At 72.9% G+C, this 12,827-nt stretch carries 13 protein-coding genes; 6 read left to right on the plus strand and 7 right to left on the minus strand.

The window, feature by feature from the left end:
• Positions 1-260: 260 nt before the first annotated feature.
• The 3 genes from LY41_RS03135 to LY41_RS03145 are packed head-to-tail and all read left to right on the plus strand — an operon-like array spanning position 261 to position 3,114.
• Positions 261-1,229, plus strand: coding sequence for an ABC transporter substrate-binding protein (locus tag LY41_RS03135; RefSeq protein WP_253862288.1), 969 nt, complete (start codon positions 261-263; stop codon positions 1,227-1,229).
• Complete coding sequence (locus tag LY41_RS03140; protein ID WP_253862289.1) at positions 1,229-2,314, plus strand: FecCD family ABC transporter permease; 1,086 nt, start codon at positions 1,229-1,231, stop codon at positions 2,312-2,314. Before LY41_RS03135 ends, LY41_RS03140 begins: the two co-directional genes overlap by 1 nt.
• Positions 2,311-3,114 (plus strand): ABC transporter ATP-binding protein, encoded by an 804-nt coding sequence (locus LY41_RS03145; protein WP_372493063.1) that lies wholly within the window; start codon positions 2,311-2,313, stop codon positions 3,112-3,114. The genes LY41_RS03140 and LY41_RS03145 overlap by 4 nt, the downstream gene beginning before the upstream one ends.
• Positions 3,115-3,171: 57 nt before the next feature.
• Here LY41_RS03145 and LY41_RS03150 read toward each other — a convergent pair whose 3' ends face one another.
• The 4 genes from LY41_RS03150 to hisD form a co-directional block, all read right to left on the minus strand.
• The gene (locus LY41_RS03150) at positions 3,172-3,330 is read right to left on the minus strand and encodes a CG2302 family histidine operon protein (protein ID WP_253862290.1); all 159 of its coding nucleotides are present in this window, start codon (positions 3,328-3,330) and stop codon (positions 3,172-3,174) included.
• Positions 3,331-3,930, minus strand: coding sequence for an imidazoleglycerol-phosphate dehydratase HisB (hisB, locus tag LY41_RS03155; RefSeq protein WP_253862291.1), 600 nt, complete (start codon positions 3,928-3,930; stop codon positions 3,331-3,333).
• A complete protein-coding gene (locus LY41_RS03160) occupies positions 3,927-4,994 on the minus strand; it encodes a histidinol-phosphate transaminase (protein ID WP_253862868.1) in 1,068 nt (355 codons plus the stop codon). The genes hisB and LY41_RS03160 overlap by 4 nt, the downstream gene beginning before the upstream one ends.
• Before the next feature lie 80 nt (positions 4,995-5,074).
• The gene (hisD, locus tag LY41_RS03165) at positions 5,075-6,400 is read right to left on the minus strand and encodes a histidinol dehydrogenase (protein WP_253862292.1); all 1,326 of its coding nucleotides are present in this window, start codon (positions 6,398-6,400) and stop codon (positions 5,075-5,077) included.
• Between the two features lie 171 nt (positions 6,401-6,571).
• Between hisD and LY41_RS03170 the strand changes: the two genes are divergently transcribed.
• Entirely contained in the window at positions 6,572-7,414 is an 843-nt protein-coding gene (locus LY41_RS03170; protein WP_253862293.1) for a carbon-nitrogen hydrolase family protein, read from the plus strand.
• Positions 7,415-7,472: 58 nt separating this feature from the next.
• Here LY41_RS03170 and nadC read toward each other — a convergent pair whose 3' ends face one another.
• From nadC to nadA, 3 genes are all read right to left on the minus strand, one after another.
• Positions 7,473-8,357, minus strand: coding sequence for a carboxylating nicotinate-nucleotide diphosphorylase (gene nadC / locus LY41_RS03175; protein ID WP_253862869.1), 885 nt, complete (start codon positions 8,355-8,357; stop codon positions 7,473-7,475).
• Between the two features lie 80 nt (positions 8,358-8,437).
• Positions 8,438-10,189, minus strand: coding sequence for an L-aspartate oxidase (locus LY41_RS03180; protein ID WP_253862294.1), 1,752 nt, complete (start codon positions 10,187-10,189; stop codon positions 8,438-8,440).
• Positions 10,186-11,223 (minus strand): quinolinate synthase NadA, encoded by a 1,038-nt coding sequence (nadA, locus tag LY41_RS03185; RefSeq protein ID WP_253862295.1) that lies wholly within the window; start codon positions 11,221-11,223, stop codon positions 10,186-10,188. Before nadA ends, LY41_RS03180 begins: the two co-directional genes overlap by 4 nt.
• 53 nt (positions 11,224-11,276) lie before the next feature.
• Here nadA and LY41_RS03190 point away from each other — a divergent pair, with 53 nt between their 5' ends.
• Complete coding sequence (locus tag LY41_RS03190) at positions 11,277-12,011, plus strand: NUDIX hydrolase (RefSeq protein WP_308292193.1); 735 nt, start codon at positions 11,277-11,279, stop codon at positions 12,009-12,011.
• A gap of 38 nt (positions 12,012-12,049) precedes the next feature.
• Positions 12,050-12,820, plus strand: coding sequence for an LON peptidase substrate-binding domain-containing protein (locus LY41_RS03195; RefSeq protein WP_253862296.1), 771 nt, complete (start codon positions 12,050-12,052; stop codon positions 12,818-12,820).
• The last annotated feature ends 7 nt before the right edge of the window (positions 12,821-12,827 follow it).

Here is a 12,827-nt window from a genome sequence, read left to right on the forward strand (position 1 = left end):
TTGCCCACCTCCGGCGCAGAGGTGCGGCGTCAGGGACGGCCCTCACACCGCCGCCTCGGGCGCTCCAGGACTCCCCCGCGGGTTCCGCACCGGCGCGGGCGGCCACCCGACGGCCGCAGCCGCGCCTCCGCCGGCCGACCCGAACGCCCGAGGCCCCGATGGCTCACCAGCCGACTCCCCGTCCCAGTGCACAGGTGCACGAACCCGAAGCACCCGGCTCCGGTTCCGGAAAGCAGGGTTCCGGAAAGCAGGGTTCCGGAATGCACAGCACCGCAGCCCACCGCACCGGATCGTCCGGCACCCGTCGGTTCGTCCGGCTGCTCGCCCTGCTTCCCCTGCTGGGTGTGCTCGCCCTCGCCGGCTGTGCCCAGCGCACCGACGAGGGCGGTGGCGGCGGTGACACCGGCACCGACTTCCCCGTCACGGTCGAGCCGGCAGGCGCACCCGCCGTGACCCTCGACGCGCAGCCGCAGCGCATCGTCTCGCTCGTACCGTCGGTCACCGAGACGCTGTACGAGGTCGATGCCGGCGAGCAGGTCGTCGCCGTCGACGAGATGTCGACCCATCCGTCCGAGGCTCCGCGCACGGAGATGTCCGGCATCGACCCGGACCCGCAGGCGATCGCGGCCCACGATCCCGACCTGGTCGTCGTGGGCTCGGACGCGGAGGGCAAGCTCGCCGACGCCCTGGGCAAGACCGGCGTCCCCACCCTCGTACTGCCCGCCCCGGAGACGCTGCAGGACGCCTACGCCCAGTTCGCGCTCGTCGGCAAGGCCACCGGGAACGCCGAGGAGGGACAGCAGCTCGCCGACGAGACCGAGCAGACGATCACCGACCTCGCCGACTCCGCCCCGGACAAGGACCTGAGCTACTACCACGAGGTCGACCCGACCTACTACACGATCACGTCGGCGACCTTCCTCGGCGAGGTCTACGACCTGTTCGGCCTGCGCAACATCGCCGACCAGGGGGATCCGGACGCGATGAACGGCTATCCGCAGCTGTCGGCCGAGAAGATCGTCGGAGCGGACCCGGATCTGGTGTTCCTCGCCGACACGAAGTGCTGCGGGCAGAACGCCGACACGGTGGCCGAGCGCCCGGGATGGGACACCATGACCGCCGTCGAGCAGGGCCGGGTGTTCGCACTGGACGACGACATCGCCTCGCGCTGGAGCCCGCGTCTGGTCGAGTTCGTGCGGGTCGTGGCCGACGCGGTCGCGGAAGCCTGATGCTCCGCACCCGGTCGCGGCGCACCGCAGCGCACACCACCCGAGTGCCCGCGCACACCACTCGGCTGACACCGCTCGCGGTGGCCGTCGCGGTGGCCGTGCTCGTGGTCGCCGCGCTGTTCGGGCTGCTGATCGGTCCCGGCGAGCTCGCCGGGAACCGGGTGCTGGCGGAGATCCTGGCGCAGCTGACAGGTGGGCTGTCGCCGCTGTCGGAGGCCGAGGCTGCGGTCGTGTGGCAGCTGCGAGCGCCGCGAGTGCTGCTCGCGGCGCTCGTCGGGGCGGCGCTCGCCGGGGCGGGTGCGGCGTTCCAGGGCGTGTTCCGCAATCCGCTGGCCGATCCCTACCTGCTCGGTGCCGGCGCGGGGGCGGGCATGGCGGTGACGGCCCTCGTCGTGTTCGCGCCCGCGGTGACGGCCTGGTCGCTCGGCCCGGTGGGCCCGCTGCCGCTCGCGGCGTTCGCCGGCGCACTGCTGGGCGTCGGGCTGAGCTGGATGCTCGGCCGATCGGCGGGCGGCGCCGGGACGGCCGGGCTGTTGCTGGCCGGTGTCGCGGTGACGGCGTTCCTCACCGCGATCCAGACGTTCGTCCAGCAACTCGACACCGACACCCTCCAACAGGTCTACACCTGGACACTCGGCGGCCTGAACATCACCGGCTGGACCGACGTGTGGCTCGCCCTGCCGTACGTGGCGTTCGCCGGGATCGTCCTCGTGGCGTCGGCCCGGCTGCTGGACCTGCTCACGCTCGGCGACGCGGAAGCGACGTCGCTGGGTGTGCGACCGGGCCGGATCCGCCTCGCCGTGCTGTCGGCGGCCTCGCTCGCCACCGCCGCAGCCGTGTCGGTGAGCGGGCTGATCGGGTTCGTCGGGATCGTCGTGCCGCACCTGGTGCGGCTGCTGGCGGGCGCGAGCTACCGCGTGATCGTGCCGCTCTCGCTCCTCGGCGGTTCCGCGTTCGTGATCATGGCCGACATCGTCGCCCGGACGATCATGCCCGGCGAACTGCCGCTCGGCGTGGTCACCGCGTTCGCCGGCGCGCCGTTCTTCGCCCTGGTGCTGCGCACGAACCGGGAGCGGCTGTCGTGACCGCCACGCAGGCCGCGACCGCGCTGTCGCTGCACGACGTCAGTGCAGGCTACGGCGCCGAGCCGGTCGTGACACACGTGTCGCTGGAGGCGCGCCGCGGGCGGTGGCTGGCGATCGTCGGGCCGAACGGTGCGGGCAAGTCCACCGTGCTCAAGGCCGTTGCCGGACTCGTCCCGCGCCGGGGCACGGTCCTGCTCGACGGCACGGACACCGGACGGCTGCCGCGCAAGGACCTGGCCCGCCGCATCGGCTACGCCCCGCAGAACCCGGCGTTGCCGGAACGGCTCACCGTCACCGATTACGTCCTGCTCGGCAGAGCACCGCATCTCGGTACGCTGGCGCGGGAATCCGCGTCCGACGTGTCCGTTGTGGAGGATGCACTCACCCGGCTCGATCTGCACGAGCTGGCCGGGCGGCGACTGGGAACCCTGTCCGGCGGCGAAGCGCAGCGGGCGGTACTGGCCCGGGTACTGGTCCAGCGCACGCCGCTGCTGCTGCTCGACGAACCGACGACGGGGCTGGACATCGGCCACGCCCAGACGCTGCTCGAACGCCTCGACCAGCTCCGCAGGGAGGACGAGACGACGGTCGTGACGACCCTGCACGACCTGACGATCGCCGCGCAGTACGCGGACGAACTCGTGCTGATCGACCGTGGCGGTGTCGTCGCCGCGGGCACGCCGTCGCAGGTCCTCACCACCGAGCGGCTGCGTGAGCACTACGCCGCCGACGTCGAGGTCCTCACCACGGCCGGGGGAAATCCGGTCGTCGTCCCGGTACGCCCCGCGGGCACGCGCTGACTCACGGCCGCGGTCCGCAGGAACGCCGCCGGCCCGCGGGCCGGCGGCCTGCGCCGATCAGGCGAGCCAGGCGACGGCACCGCCGATCGCCACCAGCGCGGCGAGGCCGAAGACGGCGGCCAGGACGCGGGACCCGTTGCGCCAGGTGCTGTACACACCGCCGACGAGGAATCCCGCCACGCCGAGCAACAGCACGCCGACCCACTGCTGATCCACTCACAGCACCCCCTTCGTCGACGGCACGCCACCGGCGCGCGGATCGTGCTCCGTCGCCGCGCGCAGTGCCCGCGCCACGGCCTTGTACTGGGCCTCCGCGATGTGGTGCGGATCCCGGCCGTGGATCACCCGGACGTGCAGCGCGAGCTGCGCATGGAACGACAGCGACTCGAACACGTGGCGGGTCAGCACGAACGGGTAGTTGCCGCCGATCGTGAAGGTGTTGAACTCGTCGGGCTCACCGGACTGCACGCAGTACGGGCGGCCGGAGACGTCGATCGCGGCGTGCGCGAGCGTCTCGTCCATCGGGATCCAGCAGTCGCCGAAGCGGCGGATGCCCTTCTTGTCGCCGAGGGCCTCGCGGATCGCCTGCCCGAGCACGATCGCGGTGTCCTCGACGGTGTGGTGCGCGTCGATGTGCACGTCACCGGTCGCGGCGATCGTCAGATCGAGCGAGCCGTGCGCACCGAAGGACGTCAGCATGTGGTCGTAGAACGGAACACCCGTCGACACGTCGACCTGCCCGGTGCCGTCGAGATCCACCTCGACCCGGATCGACGACTCCTTCGTCGTCCGTTCGACCTTGCCTGTCCGGCTCACCGGCCGACCTCCTTGCTCGCCTCCAGGAAGGCGTCGTTCTCCTCCGGGGTCCCGATGGACACGCGCAGGTGCCCGTCGATCCCGATGTCACGGATCAGCACGCCACTGTCCACATAGGACTTCCATGCGGCCGACGGATCGGCGAACCGTCCGAACAGGATGAAGTTGGCGTCGCTGGGAACGGGCTCGAACCCCAGTCCGCGCAACGCATCCGCCACGCGGTCGCGTTCGGACGCGAGTGTGGCCACGGACCCCAGCGTGGCGTCGGCGTGCCGCAGCGCCGCCCGCGCGGCCGCCTGTGTCAACACCGAGAGGTGGTACGGCAGCCGCACCAGCTGCAGCGCGTCGACCACGGCGGGCGCGGCCGCCAGATAACCCAGCCGCCCGCCCGCGAACGCGAACGCCTTGCTCATCGTGCGGGAGACGATCAGCTTCGCCGGATACCGCGGCAGCAGTTCGAGCGCACTCGGCTGCGAGGAGAACTCCGCGTAGGCCTCGTCGACCACGACGAGGCCGGGCGCGGTCCGCAACACGGCGTCCAGCTCGGCCAGCGGGATCGAGCCGCCCGTCGGGTTGTTCGGGCTCGTCACGAACACGACGTCCGGCTTGCGCTCCTCGACGATCCGGGCGGCCTCGGCGGCGTCCAGCGAAAAGTCCCCGCGCCGCGGCGCCGGCATCCAGTCGGTGCGCGTGCCGGCCGAGATGATCGGGTGCATCGAGTACGACGGCTCGAATCCGAGCGCGGTGCGTCCCGGACCGCCGAACGCCTGCAGGATCTGCTGGAGCACCTCGTTGGAGCCGTTGGCCGCCCACACGTGCCGACTGGTGACCTCGACCCCGACCGACGACGTCAGGTACGCCGCCAGGTCCTCGCGCAGCGCCACGGCGTCGCGGTCCGGGTAGCGGTGCAACTGCGCCGCCACCTCGCGGGCCGCCTCGGTCACGTCGTCGACGAGCGCCTGCGGCGGCGGATACGGATTCTCGTTGGTGTTGAGCCGCACCGGAACGTCCAGCTGCGGCGCACCGTAGGGGCTCTTGCCGCGCAGGTCCTCGCGCAGCGGCAGGTCGTCGAGCCCGACCTCGTCGGGGCTCTGGGTCCTGTCGGGGCGCTGGGTCTCGTCGGAGTGCTGGGTGTCCCGAGCCGTCACCGGGTCTCTCCCTCGAATCGTGCTTGCACGGCCTCGCCGTGCGCGGGCAGGTCCTCGGCGTCGGCCAGCGCGACGACCTTGCCCGCCACCTCGCGCAGCGCCGCCTCGCTGTAGTCGATCACGTGGATGCCGCGCAGGAACGTCTGCACCGACAGGCCCGACGAATGCCGCGCGAAACCGCCCGTGGGCAGCACGTGGTTCGATCCCGCGCAGTAGTCGCCGAGCGAGACCGGCGCGTACGGGCCGACGAACACCGCGCCCGCGTTGCGCACCCGCGCAGCGTCCTCGCGTGCGTTCGCCGTCTGGATCTCGAGGTGCTCGGCGGCGTAGGCGTCGACGACGTTCAGTCCGTCGTCCACGGTGGACACCAGGACGGTGCCGGACTGCGGGCCCCGCAACGCGGTGTCGACGCGCTCGGTGTGCTTGGTCGTCGCGACCCGGCGCTCCAGCTCGGCGTCGACGTCGCCGGCGAGCCGCTCCGACGTCGTCACCAGCACACTCGCCGCGAGGGTGTCGTGCTCGGCCTGGCTGATCAGATCCGCCGCGACGTGGCCCGCGTCGGCCGTCCCGTCGGCGAGGATCGCGATCTCCGTGGGCCCCGCCTCGGAGTCGATGCCGATGATGCCGCGCAGCATGCGCTTGGCCGCGGTGAGATAGACGTTGCCCGGCCCGGTCACCATGTCGACCGGGTCGAGCTCGGAGTCGTCCGTGTCGAGCGCACCGTGGGCGAGCACGGCGACGGCCTGGGCACCGCCGACCGCCCACACCTCGTCGACGCCGAGCAGCGCCGCGGCCGCCAGGGTCGTCGGGTGCGGCAGCCCGCCGAACTCGGCCTGCGGCGGCGAGCACAGCACGAGCGACCCGACACCCGCCTCCTGCGCGGGTACGACGTTCATCACGACGCTCGACGGGTAGGCCGCCAACCCGCCCGGCGCGTACAGCCCGACGCGGGAGACCGGCACCCAGCGTTCGGTGACGGTGCCCCCGTCGGCGACCTGCGTCGTCACCGCACCACGCCGCTGGTCGGCGTGCACCGCGCGGGCACGCACGATCGCCTCGTCGAGCGCCGCGCGGACGTCCGGGTCGAGCTCGGCCAGCGCCCTGTCGAGCTCGGCCTGCGGCACCCGCACCGCGGCGGGACGCACGCCGTCGAACTTCTCCGTGTACTCGAGCACCGCCTCGACGCCCCGGTCACGGACCGCGTCGACCACCGGCCGCACCTGATGCAGCGCCGCGTCCACGTTCACCTCGGCGCGCGGCAACGTGGCACGCAGCTCGGCGGGCCGGGGGACGCGACCTCGCAGGTCGGTGCGGTTCAACATGCCTTCCAGGGTACGAGGTGAGGCCCACCACCAGCGCACGGGCTGCCGGGTCACCGCAGCCTCGCCCGGCCGGATCGCGCCCCGCCTCACCGCCACGCGGAGGCCTGCGTGCGGCGGAGCCGTTCCACCGCCACCCGTACGCTGAGCCACACGCGCCCCGGCGTGGACGGCATGGACGACGTGGACACCGAACGCGAAGGAGACCGGCTGATGGACGCGGCGCTGCGGATCGCCCTGTGCCAGGTCACGTCGACGGCGGACCCGGCGGCGAACCTCGCACTCGTGCGCGGGTGGACGGCCGACGCCGCGGCGCGCGGCGCCCGTGTCGTGGTGTTTCCCGAGGCCACGATGGCGCATTTCGGCGTCAAACTCGCACCGCTGGCGGAGCCGCTCGACGGGCCGTGGGCCTCGGAGGTGGCCGCGATCGCGCGGGAACACGGCGTGCTCGTCGTGGCGGGCATGTTCACCCCGGACGGCGACCGGGTGCGCAACACCCTGCTCGTCACCGGCCCCGGCGAGCACCGCGGCTACGACAAGATCCACCTGTACGACGCCTTCGGATTCCACGAATCGACGACGGTCGCGGGCGGTGAGGAGCTGGTCACCGTGGACGTCGACGACGTCCGGCTGGGCATCGCGACCTGCTATGACGTGCGCTTCCCCGGACTGTTCCAGCAGCTGGCCGAGGCGGGCACGCACGCGATCGCCCTCGCCGCGTCGTGGGGTGCGGGCGAGGGCAAACGCGAGCAGTGGGACCTGCTCACCCGCGCCCGCGCGCTCGACTCGGGCAACTGGATCCTCGCGTGCGGCCAGGCCGACCCGGCCGCGGCGGGCGTCGAGGTGAACCCGAAGGCGCCGACGGGCGTCGGGTACTCGGCGGTCGCCGACCCGTTCGGTGCGGTGCGCGCGCAGGCCGGTGCCGCCCCGGAACTCGTGCTCGCCGACCTCGACCCTGCGGTCGCCGAGGCGTCCCGCAGGGCCACCGGCGCGCTCGCCAACCGCAAGCTCCGCTGAGGCCCCGCGTCCCGTCGCAGTGCCGCCCCGGCCCGGCGGGCCGGGGCGCGTCAGCGGGTCAGCGGGTCAGGTCCATCCCCACGTCGAGCGCCGGTGAGGAGTGGGTGAGCGCGCCGACGGCGAGATAGTCCACACCGGACTCGGCGTAGACGCGGGCATTCTCCAGCCGCAGCCCGCCCGAGGACTCCAGGCGGGTCTTCGGGCTGCGCTCGTCGCGCAGCGCCACGGCTTCCCGGCACCACTCCGGCGTGAAGTTGTCGAGCAGCACCTCGTCCGCGCCCGCGTCCAGCGCTTCGGCGAGCTGCTCCAGGTCGTCCACCTCGACCTCGCACGGCAGGCCCGCGGCGCGCTCCCGCGCCAGGCGCAACGCGGCCGTCACCGACCCCGCCGCGACGACGTGGTTGTCCTTGATCAGCACCGCATCGCCGAGCCCCATCCGGTGGTTGACCCCGCCGCCGCACCGCACGGCGTACTTCGCCAGCAACCGCAGTCCCGGCAGTGTCTTCCGGGAGTCACGGATCGCACAGCCCGTTCCGTCCACAGCGGACACCCACGCCGCGGTCGCCGTCGCGATACCCGACAGGTGGCACAGCAGGTTCAGCGCCGTCCGCTCCGCGGTGAGCAGGTCCCGCACCGTGCCGCGCACGACCAGTGCAGGCACACCCGGCTCCGCGCGTGCCCCGTCGGCCGCGCGCGCGGCCACGTCGTAGCGGTCGCCGAGCACCTCGTCGAACACCGCCAGGGCCGCGGGCACACCCGCCACGACCCCGGGAGTCCGCGGAGTCAACGCCGCCGTCGCGGTGACGTCGGCACCGACGGTCGCCGCCGTCGTCGCGTCCGGTCCGTACCGCAGGTCCTCGGCCAGCGCCGTCGTGACGACCCGCCGCAGATCCTCGACGTCCGGACCGTCCACGCGGTTCTCGTCCACTCCGCCCTCGCTCATGCCGCTCTCGTCCACGCCGCCCTCGCTCATGCCGTTCCTGCTGCTGCCACCGGTCTCGTGCCCGTTCCCATCGTTGCCGGTCACGCGGCCTCCACGGCCGCCGCCTCGGCCAGCACGGGCTGGCCCGACGGGCTCAGCCGGATCGTCTGACTGCGCAGCCAGGACACGTCGTCACGCTCCGGGAAATCCGTGCGGACGTGGCATCCGCGGGATTCCGTACGCGCCGACGCGGCGGAGAGGAGTGCCCGCGCGACCAAGGTCAACGCGGCGTCCTCGACCCGCTCGCGCGCGCCTCCCGCACCGTCCGGTCCGGAGCCGGACACCGAACGGGATGCCGCCAGGTCGAGCACCGATCCGGCGACGGAGAGGCCGTCGGCATCGCGGCCGATCGCGGCGTACCGGCTCATCACGCGCTGCACGTCGTCCCGCGGAGCGCACTCCAGCGGCGCGGGATCCGGCCACGCAGCGGTCCCGATGTCCGTCCGCGCCTGCGTACTGCGGGCGTGGACCGGCCGGCAGGACGCCAGATCCTCCGCCACGGCATCGGCCGCACGCCTGCCGACGACGAGTCCTTCGAGGAGGCTGTTCGACGCGAGGCGGTTCGCACCGTGCAGACCGGTCCGCGCCACCTCACCCACGGCGTACAGTCCCGGCACCGGCGTACGCCCGTCGGTGCCGGCCACGACCCCGCCGCACGCGAAATGTGCCGCGGGCGCGACCGGGATCGGTTCCCGGACGGGGTCGATGCCTGCGGTCTCACACGCGGCCCGCACCGTCGGGAAGCGTGCGGCGAACCCGTCGATCCCGGTCGCGTCGAGGAACACGTGGTCGTCGACCCCGCCCGGCGCCCCGGCGAGGTGGCGGATCACGGCGGCCGACACGACGTCCCGCGGGGCCAGGTCCGCCAGCGGATGCACGCCCGGCATCACGCGCGTGCCGGTCGCGTCGACCAGCACCGCACCCTCGCCGCGCACGGCCTCGGTCACCAGCGGCCGCCTGCCGCGCGCGCCGGGCGCGTACAGCACGGTCGGGTGGAACTGCACGAACTCGAGATCGGCCACGGGCGCACCCGCACGCAACGCGAGCGCGACCCCGTCGCCGGTCGCCTGTTCGGGATTCGACGTGGCGCCGTACAGCTGACCGAGCCCGCCCGTGGCGAGCACCAGTGCCGGGGCGTGGACCACGCCGGGGCAGCCGCGGTCGTCGAGCACCGTCACCCCGGCGATCCGGCCTGCGGCGGTGCGCACGGCATCGACGGCCACATGGCGTTCCAGCACCGGGACGTCGTCGCCGGTCGCGGTCGCTACGAGGGCACGCTGCACCTCGGCGCCGGTCGCATCACCGCCGGCATGGATCACCCGCAGCGCGCTGTGCCCGCCTTCCCGCGTGCGCGCCAGCCCGCGGGCACCGTCGCTGCCGCGGGCGGCCTCGTCGAAGACGGCACCGAAGCGACGCAGCGTGGCGACCGCCCCCGCTCCCCCGGCGACGACCTCGGCCACGGCGTCCGGCTCGCACAGCCCGGCACCCGCCGTCTCCGTGTCCGCAGCGTGCGCGGCCACACTGTCGCCGCGGCCCGCGTCCGCGACGTCCGCATCGGGTGCAGCGTCCACGACGGCGGCGATACCGCCCTGCGCCCACCGCGTGTTGCCGTCCCCGATCGACCCCTTGGTCACCACGAGCACGTGCAGGCCGCGTTCGCGGAGCCGCACCGCCGCACTCAGTCCGGCGGCACCGCTGCCGAGCACGACCACGTCCGCGGCGGCCTCCCACCGCGGACTCGCCCAGCCAGTTTTCGCCTCATAATCATTAACCGCCGGCGAATCGACGCTCATTCGCCGCCGCCCGACGTGCCGATCTCGATCATGCGCTGCACCGACGCACGGCCCCGCTCGGCGATCTCCGGAGCGACGTGCACCTCGTCGGCACACTCCCGCAGCGATCGCAGCAGCGCCGCCGGGGTGATCATCTTCATGTAGCGGCAGGACGCCCGGTCGTTGACGGCACGGAAATCGGTCTCCGGTGCGGCCTTGCGGAGCTGGTGCAGCATGCCGACCTCGGTGGCCACCAGCACCGATTCGGCATTCGTCTCCCGCGCCGCCGTGAGCATGCCGCCGGTCGAGAGGATCTTCACCCGGCCCTCGGCCACCGCACCCTCGCCCGCGAGATACAGCGCCGAGGTGGCACACCCGCACTCGGGGTGGATGAACAGGTCGGCATCGGGGTCCGCCGCCGCCCGCTCGGCCAGCTCGGGACCGTTGATGCCGGCGTGCACGTGGCACTCCCCCGCCCACACGTGCAGGTTCTCGCGGCCGGTCACTCGCTTGACGTGCGCGCCGAGGAACTGGTCCGGGCAGAACAGCACCTCCCTCTCGGCCGGGATCGACGCCACGACGTCGACCGCGTTGGACGAGGTGCAGCAGATGTCGGTCTCGGCCTTCACCTCGGCGGTGGTGTTGACGTACGAGACGACGACCGCGCCCGGGTGCTCCGCCTTCCACTCGCGCAGCTGCTCACCGGTGATCGAGTCCGCGAGTGAGCAGCCCGCACGCGCGTCCGGGATCAGCACGGTCTTGTCCGGCGACAGGATCTTCGCGGTCTCGGCCATGAAGTGCACGCCGCAGAACACGATCGTCGACGCGTCGCTCTCGGCCGCGATCCTGCTGAGGGCCAGCGAGTCGCCCGTGTGGTCGGCGATCTCCTGAATCTCGGGCAGCTGGTAGTTGTGCGCGAGCAGGACGGCGTCCCGCTGCTGCGCCAGCGAGCGGATCTCCTCCGCCCACGCCGCGTCGGCGGTCACGCCGCCGTAGGGCGTCAGGTCCGCGCCGGTGTCAGGGTCGCCGTTGATCGCCGTGTCGAGCGTCGGCATGTCGAGCCTCCGGTTCGTGCATTCGACCAGTTTTCGCCTTACAATCGAAAACCGTGCACTCCCATATTAACAGCCGCGACCCGTTGGCACACGAGGTTCTGGCCGCCGTCCTCCGCGTCCGGCGCCCGCGGGCGAGCGATCGGCCGCCGTCGTTGCAGGTCATGCTGTGGCGTCGGGCGCTCGATCCACACCTCGGACGTTGGTCACTCCCCGGAGGCCGGCTGCGCGCGGACGAGAACGTCGAGGTCTCCATCCGCCGTCAGCTCGCGGAGAAGGTCGACATCCGCCAGCTCCGGCACGTCGAACAGCTCGCCGTGTTCAGCGAGCCACGGCGCGTCCCGGGGCCGCGGGTCGTGGCCACGGCGTTCCTCGGCCTCGTGCCGTCCGACGTCGACCCCGAGGTTCCCGAGGACACCGCATGGCATCCCGTCGACGATCTGCCGCGCACGGCGTTCGACCACCGGGAGATCGTGACCGGCGCCCGCGACCGGCTCCGCGCCAAGCTCAGCTACACCAACCTCGGCTTCGCCCTCGTGCCACGGCGATTCCCGGTCTCGGTACTGGCCGAGCACTACTCGGCCGCGCTCGGCTACCGGGTGGCGGCGACCAACCTGCACCGCGTGCTCTCCCGCCGCGGACTCCTCACCGACACCGGCGACACCGCACCGTCCGGACGCTCCGGGGGCAGGCCCGCCTCGCTGTACTCGTTCGTCCACGACGACCTGCAGGTCACCGACCCGTTCGCCGCGTTCAAACCGCCCACGGCCGGCCGGAGCCGCACTTCGTGAACAGGCGGCACCCGGCGCGACGTCGTACCGTGAACGCCGTGGCCGACACGAGACCGGATGCTCCGCGAGCGACGCTGCCGTTGTTTCCGCTGCAGACCGTGCTCCTGCCGGGCACACCACTGCCGTTGCACATCTTCGAGCCGCGCTACCGCCAGCTGACCGCGGATCTGCTCACCGGCACCGTCCCGGACCGCCTGTTCGGTGTCGTGGCGCTGCGCTCCCCGCTCCTGCGGGAGGTCGACGAGCTCGACCATGTCCACACCATCGGTTGCACGGCGCGGCTGGACGAGGCGACACCCCTGCCCGACGGCCGCTACGACCTCACCACGACGGGTGTCCGGCGGTTCGTGCTGCACGAGATCGACACCCGCGCGGCACCGTATCTCGTCGGCACCGTGAGCCACCTGGACGATCTGCCGTTGGCGGGTGAATCCGACGACGTCGACGGAGCGCTGGAGGCGGCGTCCCGGCTGGGCGATCTGGCGCGGGCCGCGCACCGGCGCTACTGCGACGTGGTGTGGCCCGACGAGGGCAGGCGCGCAGCGTCACCCGATACCGAGTCGCCCGATACCGCGTCGCCCGATACCGACCCGGCCGCGCTGTCGTACCGGCTCGCCGCGGACTGCCGGCTCCCGCTGTCCGACCGGCAGGCACTGCTCGAACAGCGAGCTCCGCTGCGCCGGTTGCGGGAGGTGTGCCGGCTGCTCAACCGGGAGGCCGGGTTCCGCTCGCTGCTGCGCGCAATTCCGGCCTCGCTGCCCGACATGAACGACGGTACCGGCACGGGGACGATGGCGAGTCCGAACTGACCCGCGG

The organism is Prauserella halophila, assembly GCF_024171895.1.
GTDB lineage: Bacteria > Actinomycetota > Actinomycetes > Mycobacteriales > Pseudonocardiaceae > Prauserella > Prauserella halophila.

Excerpts from the sequence above, each read along its gene's own strand:
- nadA (WP_253862295.1), bottom strand. The coding sequence starts at position 11,223 with ATGCCGACGCTCGACACGGCGATCAACGGCGACCCTGACACCGGCGCG.
- hisD (WP_253862292.1), bottom strand. The coding sequence starts at position 6,400 with ATGTTGAACCGCACCGACCTGCGAGGTCGCGTCCCCCGGCCCGCCGAG.
- LY41_RS03170 (WP_253862293.1), top strand. The coding sequence starts at position 6,572 with ATGGACGACGTGGACACCGAACGCGAAGGAGACCGGCTGATGGACGCG.
- LY41_RS03140 (WP_253862289.1), top strand. The coding sequence starts at position 1,229 with ATGCTCCGCACCCGGTCGCGGCGCACCGCAGCGCACACCACCCGAGTG.
- nadC (WP_253862869.1), bottom strand. The coding sequence starts at position 8,357 with ATGAGCGAGGGCGGAGTGGACGAGAACCGCGTGGACGGTCCGGACGTC.
- LY41_RS03135 (WP_253862288.1), top strand. The coding sequence starts at position 261 with ATGCACAGCACCGCAGCCCACCGCACCGGATCGTCCGGCACCCGTCGG.
- LY41_RS03180 (WP_253862294.1), bottom strand. The coding sequence starts at position 10,189 with ATGAGCGTCGATTCGCCGGCGGTTAATGATTATGAGGCGAAAACTGGC.